This is a genomic window from Nocardia asiatica NBRC 100129 (assembly GCF_000308415.1).
In the GTDB taxonomy this organism is placed as follows: Bacteria; Actinomycetota; Actinomycetes; order Mycobacteriales; family Mycobacteriaceae; genus Nocardia; species Nocardia asiatica.
On sequence record NZ_BAFS01000463.1, the window covers coordinates 26,040 to 43,341 of the forward strand.

At 65.9% G+C, this 17,302-nt stretch carries 18 protein-coding genes; 10 read left to right on the forward strand and 8 right to left on the reverse strand.

Going from position 1 to position 17,302, the window contains the following annotated elements:
- Positions 1-119: 119 nt before the first annotated feature.
- Both ON27_RS36060 and ON27_RS36070 read right to left on the reverse strand, forming a co-directional pair.
- On the reverse strand, positions 120-557 hold the full coding sequence (locus ON27_RS36060) for a Zn-ribbon domain-containing OB-fold protein (protein ID WP_051047397.1): 438 nt from the start codon (positions 555-557) through the stop codon (positions 120-122).
- Positions 558-1,450: 893 nt separating this feature from the next.
- Positions 1,451-2,674 carry an FAD-dependent monooxygenase gene (locus ON27_RS36070; RefSeq protein ID WP_043738014.1) on the reverse strand — a complete coding sequence of 408 codons (1,224 nt, stop codon included), beginning with the start codon at positions 2,672-2,674 and terminating at the stop codon, positions 1,451-1,453.
- A gap of 305 nt (positions 2,675-2,979) precedes the next feature.
- Between ON27_RS36070 and ON27_RS36075 the strand changes: the two genes are divergently transcribed.
- Positions 2,980-3,396, forward strand: a complete 417-nt coding sequence (locus tag ON27_RS36075) for a VOC family protein (protein ID WP_043737981.1) — start codon at positions 2,980-2,982, stop codon at positions 3,394-3,396.
- Positions 3,397-3,536: 140 nt separating this feature from the next.
- Here ON27_RS36075 and ON27_RS36080 read toward each other — a convergent pair whose 3' ends face one another.
- Positions 3,537-3,926: a winged helix-turn-helix transcriptional regulator gene (locus ON27_RS36080; protein ID WP_043737983.1), complete on the reverse strand. Its 390-nt coding sequence runs from the start codon at positions 3,924-3,926 to the stop codon at positions 3,537-3,539.
- Positions 3,927-3,981: 55 nt separating this feature from the next.
- On the opposite strand from ON27_RS36080, the gene ON27_RS36085 reads away from it, so the two are divergent.
- From ON27_RS36085 to ON27_RS36100, 4 genes are read left to right on the forward strand one after another with little or no spacing between them, the layout of a single operon-like run.
- Complete coding sequence (locus ON27_RS36085) at positions 3,982-4,836, forward strand: NAD(P)H-binding protein (RefSeq protein WP_245560525.1); 855 nt, start codon at positions 3,982-3,984, stop codon at positions 4,834-4,836.
- The gene (locus tag ON27_RS36090; protein WP_043737987.1) at positions 4,833-5,231 is read left to right on the forward strand and encodes a PPOX class F420-dependent oxidoreductase; all 399 of its coding nucleotides are present in this window, start codon (positions 4,833-4,835) and stop codon (positions 5,229-5,231) included. The genes ON27_RS36085 and ON27_RS36090 overlap by 4 nt, the downstream gene beginning before the upstream one ends.
- A 39-nt stretch (positions 5,232-5,270) precedes the next feature.
- A complete protein-coding gene (locus tag ON27_RS36095; RefSeq protein WP_051047399.1) occupies positions 5,271-6,176 on the forward strand; it encodes a haloalkane dehalogenase in 906 nt (301 codons plus the stop codon).
- Positions 6,177-6,220: 44 nt separating this feature from the next.
- Entirely contained in the window at positions 6,221-7,222 is a 1,002-nt protein-coding gene (locus ON27_RS36100; RefSeq protein WP_245560526.1) for an alpha/beta fold hydrolase, read from the forward strand.
- Positions 7,223-7,274: 52 nt separating this feature from the next.
- On the opposite strand, the gene ON27_RS36105 is transcribed toward ON27_RS36100, so the two are convergent.
- Positions 7,275-7,922: an MBL fold metallo-hydrolase gene (locus ON27_RS36105; RefSeq protein WP_218003099.1), complete on the reverse strand. Its 648-nt coding sequence runs from the start codon at positions 7,920-7,922 to the stop codon at positions 7,275-7,277.
- Positions 7,923-8,273: 351 nt separating this feature from the next.
- Here ON27_RS36105 and ON27_RS36110 point away from each other — a divergent pair, with 351 nt between their 5' ends.
- Positions 8,274-8,945: a chymotrypsin family serine protease gene (locus ON27_RS36110; protein ID WP_043737989.1), complete on the forward strand. Its 672-nt coding sequence runs from the start codon at positions 8,274-8,276 to the stop codon at positions 8,943-8,945.
- 209 nt (positions 8,946-9,154) lie between these two features.
- Here ON27_RS36110 and ON27_RS36115 read toward each other — a convergent pair whose 3' ends face one another.
- On the reverse strand, positions 9,155-10,666 hold the full coding sequence (locus ON27_RS36115) for a DUF11 domain-containing protein (protein WP_043737991.1): 1,512 nt from the start codon (positions 10,664-10,666) through the stop codon (positions 9,155-9,157).
- A 296-nt stretch (positions 10,667-10,962) separates the two neighbouring features.
- Here ON27_RS36115 and ON27_RS36120 point away from each other — a divergent pair, with 296 nt between their 5' ends.
- Positions 10,963-11,256 carry a hypothetical protein gene (locus ON27_RS36120; RefSeq protein ID WP_245560527.1) on the forward strand — a complete coding sequence of 98 codons (294 nt, stop codon included), beginning with the start codon at positions 10,963-10,965 and terminating at the stop codon, positions 11,254-11,256.
- An 83-nt stretch (positions 11,257-11,339) separates the two neighbouring features.
- Here the strand turns inward: ON27_RS36120 and rfbD are convergent, their stop codons facing one another.
- Genes rfbD through ON27_RS36135 form a run of 3 tightly spaced genes read right to left on the reverse strand, consistent with a single transcriptional unit; the run spans position 11,340 to position 14,777 of the window.
- Positions 11,340-12,209 carry a dTDP-4-dehydrorhamnose reductase gene (rfbD, locus tag ON27_RS36125; protein ID WP_043737993.1) on the reverse strand — a complete coding sequence of 290 codons (870 nt, stop codon included), beginning with the start codon at positions 12,207-12,209 and terminating at the stop codon, positions 11,340-11,342.
- Entirely contained in the window at positions 12,206-13,549 is a 1,344-nt protein-coding gene (gene rfbH / locus ON27_RS36130) for a lipopolysaccharide biosynthesis protein RfbH (protein ID WP_051047401.1), read from the reverse strand. The genes rfbD and rfbH overlap by 4 nt, the downstream gene beginning before the upstream one ends.
- A gap of 1 nt (position 13,550) precedes the next feature.
- The gene (locus ON27_RS36135) at positions 13,551-14,777 is read right to left on the reverse strand and encodes a glycosyltransferase (protein ID WP_157227762.1); all 1,227 of its coding nucleotides are present in this window, start codon (positions 14,775-14,777) and stop codon (positions 13,551-13,553) included.
- Positions 14,778-15,240: 463 nt separating this feature from the next.
- On the opposite strand from ON27_RS36135, the gene ON27_RS36140 reads away from it, so the two are divergent.
- The 3 genes from ON27_RS36140 to ON27_RS36150 all read left to right on the forward strand — a co-directional run.
- Positions 15,241-15,714 carry a hypothetical protein gene (locus ON27_RS36140; protein WP_043737997.1) on the forward strand — a complete coding sequence of 158 codons (474 nt, stop codon included), beginning with the start codon at positions 15,241-15,243 and terminating at the stop codon, positions 15,712-15,714.
- 4 nt (positions 15,715-15,718) lie between these two features.
- Positions 15,719-16,750 (forward strand): hypothetical protein, encoded by a 1,032-nt coding sequence (locus ON27_RS36145; protein WP_043737999.1) that lies wholly within the window; start codon positions 15,719-15,721, stop codon positions 16,748-16,750.
- Positions 16,751-17,008: 258 nt separating this feature from the next.
- A partial coding sequence (locus tag ON27_RS36150; protein WP_043738026.1) for a DUF4158 domain-containing protein occupies positions 17,009-17,302 on the forward strand: 294 nt, incomplete at its 3' end.

Consider the following 17,302-nt stretch of genomic DNA (forward strand, 5'->3'; position numbering starts at 1 on the left):
ACCGAGACCGTTCCTCGATCGGTCCGGAGCCTCGCGAAACGGTCATCGGTCTTCTGCGAAACCGCAAGTCACAGGGTCTGGTGACGCATCGACCAGCGTTCGGGACGGGCGTGCTTCCATCACCGGGAAGGCAAGCACCGATGCTCGGCATCGCGCGGATCGGCGCAGACGGTGAACACCGGGAACCTGTCTTCCTCGGGATGTGGCTGGAAGTGGACGCGCACCGCTTCTCCCCGGAGCGGAGGGATGTCCCCTTCGATGGAGGTGTACACCCACGGGCCGTCATCCAGCTCGACAATGGCGATGGTCAACGGCACCAGATCGCCGCGCCGGTCGGACGGGGCCCGATCCACTACCCGCCACGACACGATCGAACCGGCGCCGGACGACGGCACACGCACCAGATCCTGCGATCCGCAGGACGAGCACCCGGCAGTCAGCGGCGCGAACAGCTTGTCGCATATCGCGCAACGGCGAATCATCAACATGTCGTCCGCGCGCTCGGCGATGCCGTCGCCGACGACAGTCGCAGCGTCGTTCGTATCGTGTGCGTGCATTGTGAGCCTCCGCAGAATGGTGCCGGTGGGTTCTCTCCAGAGTGGTCCGGTCGGCGCAATGCGGCGACGGTCGAATTACCTACGGCATACCTATTTTTTCGGAAGGCGCGGCGTGGTCGGCGACGCGGGCAGCGCCTGTTTTCAGCCGCTGAGCAGGGTGAATCTCGCTCGCATGTGCTGTGCGGCGATCCGCGCGCCTCGCGGACCGGAGCGCTGAGAGACCGCCCATACGTAGTCGGCTGTGCAGGTCGCATGCCCGCAAACAGGGGAGAGCGCCGGCCCACGCCAGGCACTTCTCCGACCAGATCGCGCGGAAGTTGGATCAAGCGGCGATCCCTTTCACGGGCAGCTGTCACGTGGTTGCCGCGGCGCGGCGAACCGCCCTCGATGACAACAACCGCGCGTCAGCATCCGCTCGTGGGGTGGCACCGCCAACCGTTGTCATATGTCACCTGGAACCGGTCAGCCGCGCCGAAGGCGGCTGCGGTCGCAGCGCAGGCCGCCGCTCGCATAGCCGTCGGCACAGTATCGACCAAGCTCATGCCTGCCCACACCAGTCGCACCGTCCAAGCGGATGCGTCGATACCGAACTGGCCGAGTGCGTCCACAGCATCAGCTGCTCCCGCGAGCGCCGCGGCAACTTCCTCCTCGTCCAACTTCGGCTGCGCGGACGTAGTGTCGGCCGGATCGACCGCCCAAACGACGGCGCCCCCGCGACCTGGATCGGCGCGAGCGAGAACCACCCGGACATGTGCGAAAGCACCCCGCCCACCGCCGTGACGCTTCAGCCGGTATTCCCCCACAGGCCCTTCACTCGCTGGCATGGGAAAGAGTCTCGCCAGGCGCTCTCGGCCAGCGCAAGCGCATTCCCGCGTGGGATCACCGACCTCTTCCTACGGCTTGGCCGACGAGGTGATCGGCTGTCCGGTTGGGGCTGCGGAGTCCGGCACTCCGGCGTAGTCGGGCAGTTCGACGCCGTTGATCGCGCGCTCGATCAGATCGGTGAACCATTCTTCGGTGAAATCGGGGCTGGGCTCGGCGCCCGGCCCGGAGACGTCGCGGCTGCGCGCGTGCAACCGGCCGATCTCCTGGTTGGCTTCGACGAACGAGCGCATCCGCCTTTCGTAGCCGGCGAACCCGGCTTCCGGGTCCCACTCCGCGGCGGCTAGTTCTCCGGCCAGTAGGTAGGCGCCGACCAGGGCCAGCCCGGTGCCCTGGCCGGACATCGGCGACGAGCTGAATGCCGCGTCCCCGAGCAGCCCCACCCGTCCGCTCGACCAGCGGTCCATCACGACTTGGGCGACCTGGTCGAGGTAGAAGTCCGGGGTGTCGTCCAGGTGCGCGAGAATGCGCGGGGCCAACCAGCCCAGGCCGGCCATCCGCTCGCGCAGCAGGCGCTTCTGAGCCTCGACGTCACGGTAGTCGACGTCGAGGTCGGCCGCGGGAAAGGAGAACATGGCCATCGCCCGGGTGGCGTCCTGGATGGGCCGCAGGCCGGCGGAGCGCCCGGACTCCTGGTAGTCGATCAGCCAGCGGTCCAGCCCGAACTCGTTGGGCACGCTGTAGAAGGCCAGCACGTGCCCGAGGTGGCGGACGAAACGCTCGTGCGGTCCGAAGACCATCGCCCGTAGTGCCGAGTGCAGCCCGTCCGCCCCGACCACCAGGTCGAAGCGCCGCCGGTCGCCGCCCGCGAATGCCACCTCGACGCCGTCCGCGTCCTGGGCGAACTCGGCGATCCGGTCGCCGAAGATGTACTCGACATCGTCGCGGGTGGCGTCGTAGAGCACCCGGGACAGGTCCCCGCGCAGGATCTCGATCTCCGAGATGTACCCGTCGCCGCCGTCGTCGTCGGCACGGTAGGTCTCCAGCACGTTCCCGTCCACATCCACTGTGTACGCGCCGGCGGTCTCGGTGCAGGCCGCGCGCACCGCCGCGTCCAGCCCCATGCGCCGGATGACCTCCTTGGCCACCCCGCGCGCGTCGACCGCCTGCCCGCCCGGACGCAACGCGGGTGCCCGCTCCACCACGGTCACCTCGGCCCCCCGCCGGCGCAGCCAGTAGGCCAGCGCGGGCCCCGCGATGCTCGCCCCGGCCACCAACACCCTGATACCACTCACCACTGCCTCCATGTGTTTCCTCCCGCGCTGGAACGGTCCCAGCACAGACCCACCGCTGTCGGTGTATCCAGCGATATCGACGCCCGATCCACACAGAATTCATCGGTGCGGCCGAGATCGTGCCCACGCTCCCGCCAACACCCTGAACGCGACCATCCGCATCAGTCGGTACTCGCTGCCCAAACGCGCGAACCTCCAAGTCCGGCTCCGGCCCGTGCAGAACGCGTGAACCCGGGTGCCGGGTTGATCGCGGGGCGGCCGATGGATCTCCGATGGAGCGCAGTGGCCATGACAGGATCTCGGTTATGCCGATCTCCACCAGTTCGTTCGACCATGTCCGCTTGACGGTGACCGACATCGACCGATCCCGGGCCTTCTATGACGCCGTGTTCGGATGGCCGATCGCTTGGGAGTGTCCCGCCGACGCGGACGAAACCACTCGTGCGCGATTCGGTTTCCTCTTCGGTGGTGTGATCTACCAAATGGGTGATGCGCTGCTCGGACTTCGTCCTGTCGCCAGCGACGAGTTCGACGAGGATCGAGTAGGACTCGACCACCTCGCCTTCGCCCTCGCCACTCGGGCGGATCTCGATTCGGCGGCTGCCTTGCTCGATGAACTCGGCATCGCGCACGCGGGGGTGAAGGATCTCGGTCCCATGTACATTCTGGAATTCCGCGATCCGGACAATATCGCGCTGGAATTGGTTGTACGCAAACAGTAAGCGCTTCGTCGCGCAGGCGCGGCACCACAGGTGCCGCGCCAAGCCGGTGAGCACCGTGCTCGAGCGCGCCAGAGTACGTGGGGTGGAGCGCTACTCACGCACATTCATCCGCGCCGACACCAGGTCACCGCTACTTCGGATCAGGTTCGCCGGTGATGTGCCCGGTCTCGGGCGTCGTAATCCTGTCGGGCCTGTTCGACCTTGTCCAGGTTCACCGACCATTCGGCGAGTGTGGCGAACAGTGGCGCCAGACTGCGCCCCAGTTCGCTGATCTCGTACTCCACCCGGGGTGGGACCTCGGGGTGATAGGTGCGCACGACGAGCCCGTCGCGTTCCAGTTGCCGGAGCCGCTGCGTCAGCACCTTGGGCGTGACCGTTGTGATGCGGCGTTCCAGCTCGCTGAACCGTTGCCGCCCGAATTCGTTGAGCGTCCACAGGATCGGCGTGGTCCAGCGGCTGAAGACGAGATCGACCACCGGAGCGATCGGGCACGCCAGTTCCGGAGGGACCTGCGATGTGGTCTCGGTCACCTGCAACCCACTTTCCCCTAGGTACCTACTAGCTCTTGGACAGTACCGTCACCGAGTGCATCGAACAATCGAGGAACAGGAGACACAGATGATCGTGGTGACGGGAGCGACCGGAAATGTGGGGCAGCCGCTCGTGCAGGCACTCGTCCGGGCTGGTGAGCCGGTGATCGCAGTGTCCCGGAGTGCGGTCGGGGTTCCTGCGGGCGTCCGGCATCACCAGGCCGACTTGACCGAGCCGCAGAGCCTCGAGCCGGCCCTGCGGGGAGCTGCGGCGATATTTCTGCTGACCTCCCCGGACTTCTTGGCAGCCAACGGCGATCTCGAAGCCGTGCTCGACGTCGTGCGTGCGGCCGATGTGCCGCGCGTGGTTATGTTGTCGTCCCTTGGCGTCGGCACGGGACGACACCCTTCGGCGCTGGAAGACGCTGTCGTGCAGTCGGGTCTGGAATGGACGATGTTGCGGCCGGGTAACTTCGACTCCAACTCGCTTCAATGGGCCGATATGGTCCGTACACAGCGGGTGGTCGCGGCGCCGTTCGGCGATGTCGCGATCCCGGCCGTCGATCCGGCCGACATCGCCGAGGTAGCCGCCGTCGCGCTGCGTGAGCCAGGACACCAGGGCAGCATCTATACGCTGACCGGGCCGGAACCGATCTCACCCCGGCAGCAGGCCGCGGCGATCGGCGCCGCATTGGGTGAGTCGGTGCGGTTCGTCGAGCAGAGCCGAGCGGAAGCGCGGGCCCAGATGCTGACATACATGCCCGAGCCGGTCGTGGAGGCCACACTCGGCGTGCTCGGCACACCGTCCGCCGCCGAGCGAGCCGTGAGCCCCGATATCGAACGACTCCTGGGACGCCCGCCCCGCACCTTCTCCGAATGGATGGCACGCACCATCACGGCGTTCAAGTGACCCGCCACAAGCCGCTGTCGGCCTCGGCCGAGGCGTTCTTGGCCGAACCGCTGTCCGCCACACTGACGACCATTCGGCCGGACGGTTCACCGCACGCAACGCCGGTCCGCTTCACCTGGGAGAGTGACCTGCGGCTGGCGAGGGTCATGACGGTCGGCTCCTCGCGCAAGGCCCGCAACCTGGCGGCGAATCCGGGCAGCCGCGTCGCCCTGTGCCAGGTGGACGGTTTCCGCTGGATCACGCTCGAGGGCACGGCGACCATGTCGGACGATTCACGCGCGGTGGCCGACGGCGCGTCCCGGTACCTCAGGCGTTATCAGTCGCCGCCGCCGAACCCGCCAGGGCGGGTCGTCCTCATGATCGCGGTGGACAACGTCATGACCCTCAACACCTGACCTCGATGGTCGAACCGAATTCCAACACGGAGTAAGCACATGCCTGTCGCACACGTCCTCGACTCGACGATCTACTACCAGGAGATGGGCACCGGGGTGCCGCTGATCTTCCTGCACGGCAACCCCACCTCCTCGCACATGTGGCGGCACATCCTTCCGGCCGTCGGCGGCTCCGGCCGCAGGCTGGCGCCCGACCTGATCGGGATGGGGAACTCGGGCAAGCCGGACATCGCCTACACCTTCGATGATCACTCTCGATACCTCGACGCGTGGTTCGACGCCCTCGGCCTGGACGACGTCATCCTGATCGGGCACGACTGGGGCGGGGCGCTCGGCTTCGACTGGGCAGCCCGCCATCCCGGCCGGGTGCGCGGCACAGCGTTCACCGAGACGATCGTGAAGCCGATGGCTTGGCAGGAATTCCCCGAGGCCGGGCGGGAACTGTTCGAATCCATCAAGACCCCGGGAACCGGCGAGGCGATGATGCTCGACCAGAACATGTTCATCGAGATGCTACCCGGCACCGTCGCTGTTCCCCTCGCCGTGGAAGATCTCGACATCTACCGCAAGCCGTACCCGACGCGCGAGAGTCGCACACCGCTGCTGCAATGGGCGCGTTCGATGCCGCTGGGCGGGGAACCAGCCGACGTCGTGGCCAGAATCGAACGGTACGACGACTGGCTGGCGACCAGTGCCGAGATCCCCAAGCTGCTGCTCAGTTTCCAGCCCGGCCCCGGGTCGATGATGGGACCAGAACTCAACGCATGGTGTGCCGCCAACATCGCCGGTCTGGAAATCGCCGAACATGACCTCATCGCCGGTCACCACACCCCGGAAGACCGACCCGAAGCGATTGCCACCGCCCTCACCTCCTGGCTGGACAAGCACAACCTGCGAGCAGATGGCGGCAGATTGCCGCAGCTGTCCGTGCAAAAGGGGCGCTGACCGGCGGGCTCAACCTCCCGGAGCGCCACCGGTGCAAGCGTGAGATGCCGTTCGACTTACCACTACGTTGCGCCACCGACGGGATGGCGGTGGTGTTTGCGAGGCGAGAACCTGTCAAACCGCAGAGTATGTCGAACGGTCTCACAGCAGTTCATCATCGGCGAGCGGACATTCGCGGAATCGACACCTTCTACCGGGAAGCGGGCCCTGCCGATGCCCCTGTCCTGCTGTTACCGCATGGCTATCCCGGGTCGTCCTATGTGTACCGTGGGCTCCTGGCGGCATTGGGTGTTCGGTGGCGACTGATAGCTCCGGATCTGCCCGGTTTCGGCTACAGCGCCACCCCGTCTCCGGAAGAGTTCGCCTACACCTTCGATGGGTACGCCGGGTTCCTGCAAGCGTTCGTGGACGAGTTGGCGCTCTCGGAATATGTTCTCTACCTGCATGATTACGGCTCTCAGTTCGGTTTCCGGCTCGCTTTGGCCGCGCCTGATCGAGCGCGGGGACTGATCATCCAGAACGGTGACATATACGCGGACGCCTTCGGTCCCAAATATGACTTCCTGACCAAGCTGTGGAATGATCCTGGCCCCGAATCGCGCCACCGCATGGCTCAGCACGTGAGCCTGGAAGGATTTCGCAGCGAGTACTTGGGCGAATTGCCCGACGCGATGGCGGCACGGATCAGCCCCGACCTCTGGACTTTGCACTGGACACTGATGTGCACACCGCAACGCACGGCCAATCTGATCCGACTGCTGGAAGATCAGCCTTCCACTTTGGGCTGGTTCCCGAAGGAACAGCAGTACTTGCGCGAGCAGGCCCCACCCACTCTCATCGTGTGGGGTGTCCATGACGGATACATGCCCGAGCAGTCGGCCCGCGCCTACACGCGTGATCTCCCGGATGTTCCGCTGCATCTGTTCGGCGGTGGGCATTGGCTGCTGGAAACACATCTGGCCGAAGTCGTCCCGCTGGCAGACGAGTTCCTGGCACAGGTCTATGGCGTCGACCGGCGTCTCGGTACTGCAACGGCGCTCAGGTGAGTGGGTGTCATCGTCGCCGGTAGTGGGATAGGCGGGCTTGGTGTTGTCGTGATCACCACCGTATGGCGCTGAAATCTATCGGTTGAGGGCGAAGGGCTTTGACACGTTCCGCCAGGCCCCGCATCCGGAGCGCCATCTCGTCCGCCGGAAGCTGTCGGCGATCCCCATGACCGGGCAGCAGCCATTCGAAACGAAGCCGATCAGCCGATCGCGCCAGCGACTCGGCCAGTACTTCGACCGAATACCAGGTGACGGTCTCGGCGATTTCGATGTCTTCGGTGGTGCGGGACCAATACAGGCTGTCCCCGCTGAAACAGTATCGGTCGTCGACCATATAAAGCACGCTTCCCTCGGTGCGGCCCGGAAACGGATGCGCCATTACACCGTCGACGATCTCCACGGGATCGGTTCCCCGTATTATCTGATCGGCATCCGGGGCCGAATCGAGATCACCCTCGTGAATCCACAGTCGTGCCCGGAACCGGTCCGCGTAGCGTCGGCCGTGCGCGGCGTGATCACGGTGGGTCAGCAGAACGTCCGTCACCACGCCGAGCGTCTCGTATCGCGCTGCCAGCGACTCGCTCCAGCGTGGCGTATCGACCATGAGGTTGCCGCCGCGGCGTCGCAGCAGATAGGAGTTGGCTCCCGCAGTGTGCGACGAATTGTGGCCACACAGGTGAACACCCTCGTCCAGGCGCATCGGGAAAGGGTCGAACGCCGTGTCGAGCGGCACGTTCCCACGCCGAACCGATCGGGTTTGACAGGCGAATGCTGCCGCGGCCAGAGCCCTTTCCTCGGATTCGTCGCGCGGTTGACGCGACGAGGCCACCCGCTCGACTGACCACCGAGGTGCCGTTGCAGTGTCAGATGAGATCCGAGGTCCGGTTTCCGCATCGCCGGTGTGGGTAGTTCCGCTGGCACGCAGGAAAGTTCGTGCTGGATCGAGACTTCGGCCGTGGGAGACGATGCGGATGTCGAGTTTGTCGACGGCAGTTCAGGGCACGGCTCGGGCCCGGTCGCGGGTGCTCTGCACGGTCCGGTGGGAGGAACAATGACTCATTCGCTGATGAAGGTGGTCGCCACGGCGGCTCTGGCGTGCGGCCCGGTCTCGGTCGGCACAGGAACGGCGGTCGCTGTTCCGCAGCTACCGCCACCGCCGATCGGCGGTGGATCGGGAATCGTGATCGACGACGAGGCCGAGTGCACGCTGACCACTATCGGCCACGACGCAGAGGGCCGGTTGATAGGTCTGACGGCGGGCCATTGCGGCGACCCCGGCGCGCGCGTCACGTCCCTGACCTATCCCAGCTACGGGGTGCTGGGGCGCTTCGTCCACGCCGATCACGAACTGGACTACGCGATCATCGAATTCGATGCCGCACGGGTGGATCCCGCCCGGGACATCGGTGGATTCCGCATCGACGGGCTCGGCGCTCCCGCGCAGTTTCCCGACGTCGTCTGCAAGAAGGGCCGGACCACCGGTCAGACCTGTGGCGTCGCCTGGGGCGACATGATGGGCGACAGCAGGGACACCTGGACCCAGATGTGTGTGCTCAAAGGCGATTCCGGCGCGCCGGTGGTGATCGGTTCCACCCTGGTCGGGATGGTCAACGCCTATCTGGGAATCGGGTGTTTGGGGCCCGAGGTAGGAACCGACATCAACGCGATACTCGCCGATATCGACGCCCGCAACGACATTGGCGCGGGATTCCGTCCCATCTGATACGCACGAGTCGATTCATGCCCGGCCAAGGGCGATACCGCATCCCGCGAGGACCCAGTCTGCGATGTCGGACATCCGATGAGCGCTTGCGCTGCCGGGGTGAGAGGCCGAGGCGGGGTGACGGCGTCCCCGGTCCGCCTCGGCCTCGAGAGAGCGAGCATAACCCGGGCCGGTGAACGCCGACCCGCACGAACGCATTGGTGATCGGGCTATGGGCGGGTCACCTCGGTGGCTTGGAGGTTGCGCAGGATGCCGTCACCGGCCTCGTGCTGAGACGGGTAGAGCAGTTGCACGGCCACGGTCAGGGGTGTGCCGGGCTCGATGGTGTGGGTGTCATCCGGTGTGGCGATGACGACCGATCCGCCGGTGCCGTCCTCGAGCACCTTGTACCACTGCGTCTGCTGGGGATTGATGCGAGTTCGTGGCGGGACGTCGAAGCGGATCTCCCACCACACCACCCGCTGCTCGTGGGCGGCCAAGGTGAGGTCATAGCTGATGACCCAGCCCTTCGCGTCCTCGGGCCAGGTCTGGGGCCACTGCCCGACGATCACGGGGGAGACGGTGACGGGGGGCCTGTCGACCTCGGTGGTGACCGAGCCGTAGTGCCGTTCGGCGGTGTTGGCGCGTGAGGGAGAGGTGATGAGGCTGGTGCAGGTGAGCCGGCCCTCGAATTGCGGGTCGATGGTGCCGGTCAGCTTGATGACCGCTTTGCTGCCCTTGGGCAGGTCGATCGGCATGTGTAAGCCGTCGCTGACCGAACCGGTGCCGCAGACGGCCCCGTTCTCGGGCTGGCAGGTCACCTCCAGATCGGTCAGCTCTGTCGGGATGGCGGCGTCCAGCACGGCGTCAGGGGCGTCGTTGGGGCCGAGATTCTGCACGCCGATGGTGTAGGTGATCCGATGCCCCGACTGCGCTGTCTGCGGGCCGCTGATCTCGAGCGGCATTTCCGCGGGCAAGGTCACCTTGAGGTTCCTGATGCGGTGGTAGGCGGTCGCGGCGCCGGTTCCGGCTGCGAAGCCCAATTTGAGGGTTTCGGGCATGGCTGGCTGACCGCTGGCGCCGGCGAGATCGAAGTTGTCGATCAGCAGGGTGCCGTTGGGATTGGTTTTGTCGGCGTGGCGCACGGTGAGCCGTCCCCCGATGATGGAGACCTGGATGTGGGCGCCGCGCTCCCACGCCGCGCGGAATCCGCCCGGCACCTGCACGCCGGTGAGCCATGCGAACCCTTCTCGGAGATTGCCCGCTCCGCGCACCCCGACCGTGTTGGGCCGTTGCGCGCCGCCTCCGGTACCGGCCAGCGGTGTGGCGTAGTTCCCGTAGTTGTCGAAGCCGACGCCGACGAACCCGGCGGTGACTCCCGGCGCGACGATCTGCCCGGGCGAGGACTTCGTGACCGAATAACCGAGTGCGGCGCCGATGCCGCCCGGCTGCGTCGTCTGCGCGCCGTCGATCACGTACACGCTGAAGCCGTCACCGAGCATGGCCGCTCCCTCGCAGGAGTAGTCGAAGTCGATGGTGACCCCCAGCGTGGAGGAGAACGCCTGGTCGAGGAACGCCGTCCCGGCCTTGGAATTGGCGTTGGGAGTCAGCTCCAGACTGCCGTCGTGCAGCCGCGCGCTGCCCAGCAGCTGCCAGTGTGGGTTGGTCGGCGCCTCCTGGGTGAACGATTCAACGATCGGGAACTGCGCCTGCTGGATGGTGACCGGTGCATACGTCGTCATATCGAATCCTCCTCGCTGCCGCATATGCCATGAGATGAGCGATTACGCCACACAGATCGACTCCGCCGCAGATCCAGCGAAGCCCCGGTTCATCGATGCCGCTCCCGGCCGGCAGCCAAGAGCCGCACCGTCGACAGTAGGAACATCCGAGCGCTGCCGATTCACCTCTTTCGAGTGAATCGGGGCAGCCGCCACCGCCGTCCACCGCCATTCCGCACGACCCGGGCTTTCCGTTCTCGCCGACCCTGACGCGTCTGGTGCCGACCAGTTGTTCCGCGATCATCGACGCGGTCACCGTGCGGCAGGAGCAGCCTGGCACGTTCGGCGTGCGGGTGAAGGTCACCCAAACCGGGGAAGGCTGCGCGGACTGGAAGGTCGCCGTTCGCTTCAAGAACCTGGATACCGGGTACGCGGACGGCCAGCAGCACCGTGTCGTGAACGGTGTGGTCCAGCACACGGTGGACGGCGTGATCGTCGGTTTCGGCACGGCGCCGGGCGCCGGCAGGGTGGAGGCCCGGATCGTCGCGCTGGATGCGAACGATAGGGAAATGGAGCAGATCTCGGGTACGGCGACGTTCACACTGAGCTGAGCGCGGGCGCTGTGTCCAGTGATCGTCGGACACGGCACACTCGGCATTCAGTCACCTCCCCGGTGGTCACCAGTTCGCGCCATTCACGACCGGATGTTCCGAACGGCGGCTCCGATCGCGCGACGCAGTCCGTCACGCCAGTGAGGGAGTGGCTCGAGGCCGCAGTCGATCCACGATGAATTCGACAGAACAGCATTCCGGGGACGGGTTGCGGCATCTCGGAAATCCGCTGTGACGCAGGGCCGCAACAGGTCCACATCCAGGCCCGCCGCTTCCAGGATTGCTCGAGCGAACTGGTATTTGGATGCGCCACCACCTCCTGTCGCGTGGAGCAGGCGCGATGGATTCGGGTGCGCGACGAGGTCGAACAGTGCGGATACGAGATCATCGACATAGGTGGGGGATGCGATCTGGTCGGTAACGACCGCGACGTGCTCGCCCCGGGAGCACCGTCGGACGAGTGCAGCCGGGAAATCCTGATCTATCCCCGAGTACAGCCACATGGTGCGGACGATCCGCGCATCGGGCAACGCCGCACGGACCGCCTTCTCACCTGCCAGCTTCGATTTTCCGTACACGCTCGAAGGGGCAGTGGGCGACGAGGTTTCCCACGGACTCGACGCCGCCCCGTCGAAGACGTACGCGGTCGAGATGTGCACCAGTCGGGCTCCCTTGTCCGCGCAGGCTCGGGCCAGCAGGCCCGGGCCGACCGCGTTGACGGCGAACGCCTTATCGACTTCGGTCTCGGCGGCGTCTACGCCGGTGTAGGCCGCGCAGTTGACGACCACGTCGCCGGGGCCGATGGTGTCGTTCACCGCCGTCGCATCGGTGATGTCGAGTTCTTTCGATCCGAACCCGAGTACATGTCGATCAGCGCGGCGAAAGGGACTCGTAGCCTTCGTTATTCCGCTGCCCAGCAGTCCGTCGGCGCCGGTCACCACCAGCCTGCTCACCGCTCGTCCTCGACGGAGTGCCGCACGAGCCGGACCGGGGAGCGCCGGAAGCCGGAAACATATTCTCGGATCGAGGCGATCATGTAGTCGGTCATCTCGTCGGTTATGCCCGGGTATACGCCGACCCAAAAGGTGTTGTCGGCGACGTAGTCGCTGGCCGCCAAGTCTCCGGAGATACGGCAGTCGATATTCGAGTACGCCGGATGACGGAGGAGATTTCCGGCGAAGAGGCCACGGGTCGCTATTCTGCGGCCTTCGAGGAAGTTGACGATGTCGATGCGACCGAAGGGCGCGTCCGGCAGCACCGTGAGGGCGAATCCGAACCAGCTGGGATCGCTGCCAGGGGTCGGTTCCGGCAGGCGAAGATGGTCGATCCCGTCCAGACCTTCGCGCAGTCGACGCCAGTTGTGACGCCGGCGCGCGCAGAAGTCGTCCAGTCGGGCCAGCTGGGAGAGTCCGAGCGCAGCCTGGATATCTGTGGTCTTCAGGTTGTAGCCGATATGCGAATAGATGTACTTGTGGTCGTATCCGTAGGGAAGGCCGCCCAACTGTTGGGTGAACCTCTTCCCGCACCGGTTGCTCTCGCCCGGCTCGCACCAGCAGTCGCGTCCCCAATCGCGCAGCGACTTCACGACGCGAGCCGTGGTCAGGTCGTTGGTCAGTACACATCCGCCCTCACCCGTGGTCAAATGGTGCGCCGGATAGAAGCTGATGGTGGCCAGATCGCCGAAGGTGCCGGTCAGGCGCGAGTGGTATGTCGATCCGACCGCATCGCAATTGTCTTCGATCAGGAACATCCCGCGCTCCGCGCACAACGCGGAGATCTCTGCCACCGGAAACGGGTTACCGAGCGTGTGTGCCAGTACGACGGCACGTGTTCTCGGGCCGATCGCCGCCGCCACGGCTTCCGGTGTCGTGTTGTACGTGGCGGAGTCGATGTCTACGAACACCGGTTTCAACCCGTTCTGCAGTATCGGGTTCACTGTCGTCGGGAAACCGGCGGCAGCGGTGATCACCTCGTCTCCGGGGCGCAGCCGGCTGTCGCCCAGCTCCGGGGCGGTCAACGTGGTGACCGCGAGCAGGTTCGCCGAGGATCCGGAGTTGGTGAGTCGAGCCTTCCGGTGCCCCATTTTCCTGGCGAACTCTTTTTCGAATCGGTGCGCCAGGATTCCCGCCGCGATACGCATATCCAGCGCTGCCTCGGCGACGGCGGCCCGGTCACCGTCGTCGAGGCAGGCGCCGGATGACTGGATCTCGGTGACGCCCGCGACGAAGTGGCGCTCGGGTTGCGCACTGTGAAACCGTCGGATTCTCGTGAGCAGATCGTCTCTGTCGTTCACTCTATTCCTCCCGGTGCGAGCCTGGAACGAGATCTCTGAGGTCGTCGGTGAATGCGGATTGCGGCGGCAGTGCCCACATATGCCGCTTGAGCGCTCGCGCGGCCTGCCGGTAGGCCGGGTCGTCGAGGATTCGCCGGCACGCGGCGAGCACATCCGATGCGGTGACGGTCATGGGGTCGAGGTGAATGCCGGTGCCGAGGGTTTCGCAGCGTCGTGCGTTTCCGGGATGATCCGCGAAGAAGGGAAGTACCAGGTGCGGAACTCCGTAAGTTATCGTGTCGCGCATCGAATTCAACCCGCCGTGCGTGATGAACAGGTCCACGTTCGCCAATACCAGCGACTGGGGGACGTACGGCAGAATGTGAATGTGGGCCGGGAGCGACCGGAACATATCCTGGTACAGCGACGGCAGCGACACGACCGCGGTACACCGGAGCTCGGCCAGAGCCGCGAAGACCTCGCCGTAGATTTCGGCCATTCGGTCCCTGAACCGCGGCGAGAAGGGGCCGATGGAGCCCAGTGAGAGATAGACGATCGGTCTATCGCCAGGCATCGACGTGAACACGTCCGGAAGCAGTTGATCATTGCGACGTACCGGGGGTTCGTGCCGGTAACGGACCAACGGGGTGTCGAGATCGGCGTTATTGAATTCCCTCGGCGTCAGGGAGACCGTGAGGTGCCGCAGGATTCCCGGTGTCGGCGGTTCCTCCGGCAGGCCGAGTTTGGCCCGCTGAGCCGTCAGAGCGGGCCGGATCAGGTCTTCGTGGAGGTCTCGCACCAGCCGCAGTGGGCCGATATCCACCGTGACATGAGGTATGCCGAGCACCTCCGCGGCCAGGTAGCCGCCGAATTCCGAGCACTCGTGCACGACGACGTCGGGCCGCCACCGCTCGGACAGGTTCAGTACGTCTTCCGCGACGCGCAGAGCGATCCGGTCACCGAGAAACTCCCTCATGTACATCCGGTCGAACGCGTCTACGTCGCGATCGAGCAGACGTCCGAAAATCGCTGCGTCGAATGCGCGGTCGGCCCACCGCACGCCCGCGTCGACGGTCTCGACACCGTAGTTGCCGCGCAGCCACGCGCCCCACTTCTCGGGTGCCGCGACGCGGACGTCGTGGCCGTCCCCGCTCAGCGCGTCGGCCAGGGTGACCAGTCCGCGGAAGTGGGATTCGAACTGGTTGACGGTCACCAGCACACGCATGCGACCTGCCCGCGAGAAAGCCATGTCGGCAGCGTGACACATTGGGGCACAACGAGGTACATGTTTTCGCGCAACTGGACAAGCGACTGTTTTCAGCGCGGGGCGTGGTCGAGTGAATTGCCCGATGGAAGCGGTGTACGCGGTCGGTCGCGACCGGGCGGGCATGTCCGCGGCCTTCATAGTCCAGCCCACCCACACACGGCAGGGGTCGACGCGCACCGGCTCGGCCGCGGCGGCCGCCGCCGCTCAGGGCCGCGGTCAGGCGCGGCGAGCAGGGGCAGGTACTCCGCGGTCGGCCCGAGGACGTGAGTCTGGCCGCGCCCGGCGGTATGCCCGGGAAAATCGGGGCGCGGGAGGCTCACGCTCGGACCGGGTGCTGCGGCAGAATCATGCGCATCGAGTGTGCGCGGCAAGATGGGTGGTGGCGGCAATCCCTATTTGGAAACCGGACTCGACCCGTCACGCGCAGCGTCGAACCCGGGCGGAAGTGCAACGGCGCACCGCCCAGTTGCAACCCTTCACACTGACCGCTTTCGGCCGGATACTGTCCTCGGCCAGCGGAATCCCGGTCCACATCACCGCCAGCGGCACTCTGCCGCCGTCGGTAGCGGGCAGATGGCTGCGCACCGCCGCGGGAGATCGAATCGAATTCGACGCCGAACTGCCGGACATCGCCCGCATCAACACCGTGCTGCACGAAGCAGGTCACATCCTCTACGGCCACGCCTCGGTCGAGCACCGCGTCGACGCAGGCCAGGCGCTGTGCTCCGTGCTCGGCCCCGCGGCCGTCGCGCACTTCGCGCACGTCCGATATCGATCGGCATACGACACCGGCAGCGAACGCGAAGCCGAGGACTTCGCCAGGCAAACCCTGCGCACGATCTTGTGGAGTGATATCGGCACGGGTGAGTCGGCCGAACTGCGTACAGCGCTCGGTTTCCCACGCACTCGGATCGAGTAGGCGCATGACGCACTTCACCGGCGTGGTCTCGGTGCTCATCCTTCTCGGCGTATGCGCGTTGGGATGGCAGCTCACGCCACAAGGGGCCCGGGGACAGTGGAAGCCCATCGTCATCCTCGGATTGATCTCGCTCAGCTACCTTTTGCTGACCCCGGCGTTCGAAGCCGCGCTCGCGCCGATCCGAGTCAATACCGCATACCTTCTGAGCAATCTGTGCGCTGTTACCGCGATCGTGCTGACCACCCTGTACTGGCGAAACTATCTGTCGGCCGATCCACCGACTCGGCAACGCGTACTCGCGGCGCGCGCGGTATACGGGTCGGTCGGCATAGCTCTGGTATTCCTGTTCATGACGTCACCACAGCAGCCACACGGAATTGGTTTCGGGCGGGAATTCGCTGGGAATCCGCGAATGCAGCTGTACTGGGCCATCCAGGCGATCGTGGCGATGCACGCGATGTCCACCTTGGCCGGCGTGGCCGCCCGCGCCCGTGCGCACGAGCGACGGTGGCGCCGAATGCTTTTGACTGTCCTGACGTGCGCGTCCGTCCTGCTCGTCGGGTACGAGGCCTGGGTGCTGGTGGTGGTCGGTCTGTGGCCGGCCATGCCGCCGTTGTGGGCGCAACGACTCACCAGCTCGTGGCAAGTTGTGGTGAGCCTTCTGCTGGTCGTCGGCACAACCGGTCCGGTCGCGCTGGGGACACTTCGGAGCACCCGGCTGGCTCGCTCCTATATCGAACGGCTCGCACCCCTGCACCATTGGCTGACGCGACGCTATCCGCAGGTGCGATTCCGCTCCCGGGTGAGTAGACGCCCCGAAACGCGCGTCACCGATATGCTCATCGAAATCAGTGATGCCTTACGACTGCTGCAACGCGACGCACCAGCGGTGGCGGCGGCCTACCGGCTCGACCACGACTCGATCCGCGCCGCGGCGCGCGACAATCCCCGCCATGCGGCATACGAACTGACTGCCGCCGAACTCTTCGATACCCGGCACACGTCCAAAGCCGAGCGCGAGCACGCGGGCGGGTAGCGGGGCTGCGTCCACGGTCAGGGTTCCGTGGCCTAACCCGATGTGCCAGGAGGCGAATGGTGTCGAACGAGCCTGGCCGGACGGCCATCGTCGGGGCGGGAAACCCGGATTGGGGTCCCGGTAGTAACCGCCGAAAAGCCAACGGATATGGCGTAGCGGTAGCTGATCGCTGGTGAGGCCCGGTTCGGCCTGCAGTGGAGGCGGACTACTGGTTGGCTTGGCTCCCAACGCTGTTGGTTGGTGTGGGAGGTCGGTTTCGTGGCGACGCGGGTGTTCGCGGATGAGGAGTTGGCGCGTCTGCGGGAGTTCCCGGAGATCGGCCGCGAGGAGTTGTTTCGGTTCTTCACGCTCTCGCCGGCGGATCTGGCGTTCGTCGATCCCGGTCGCGGGCGTGGTCCGGCCGATCGGCTCGGCATCGCGATCGCGTTGTGCACGCTGCCGTGGCTGGGGTTTGTGCCCGATCGCGTGGTGACAGCACCGCCGGTCGCGGTCGCGCGCCTGGCTGAGCAGCTGCGGGTCGACGGTACCGAGATCCGTTCCTACGGCCGCCGT

Bases quoted from the DNA above. Each gene is read 5' to 3' on its own strand.
- ON27_RS36100 (WP_245560526.1), top strand. From the start codon at position 6,221: ATGCCGTTCGACTTACCACTACGTTGCGCCACCGACGGGATGGCGGTG.
- ON27_RS36105 (WP_218003099.1), bottom strand. From the start codon at position 7,922: ATGCGCCTGGACGAGGGTGTTCACCTGTGTGGCCACAATTCGTCGCAC.
- ON27_RS36060 (WP_051047397.1), bottom strand. From the start codon at position 557: ATGCACGCACACGATACGAACGACGCTGCGACTGTCGTCGGCGACGGC.
- ON27_RS36095 (WP_051047399.1), top strand. From the start codon at position 5,271: ATGCCTGTCGCACACGTCCTCGACTCGACGATCTACTACCAGGAGATG.
- ON27_RS36115 (WP_043737991.1), bottom strand. From the start codon at position 10,666: ATGACGACGTATGCACCGGTCACCATCCAGCAGGCGCAGTTCCCGATC.
- ON27_RS36075 (WP_043737981.1), top strand. From the start codon at position 2,980: ATGCCGATCTCCACCAGTTCGTTCGACCATGTCCGCTTGACGGTGACC.
- ON27_RS36145 (WP_043737999.1), top strand. From the start codon at position 15,719: ATGACGCACTTCACCGGCGTGGTCTCGGTGCTCATCCTTCTCGGCGTA.
- ON27_RS36110 (WP_043737989.1), top strand. From the start codon at position 8,274: ATGACTCATTCGCTGATGAAGGTGGTCGCCACGGCGGCTCTGGCGTGC.
- ON27_RS36135 (WP_157227762.1), bottom strand. From the start codon at position 14,777: ATGGCTTTCTCGCGGGCAGGTCGCATGCGTGTGCTGGTGACCGTCAAC.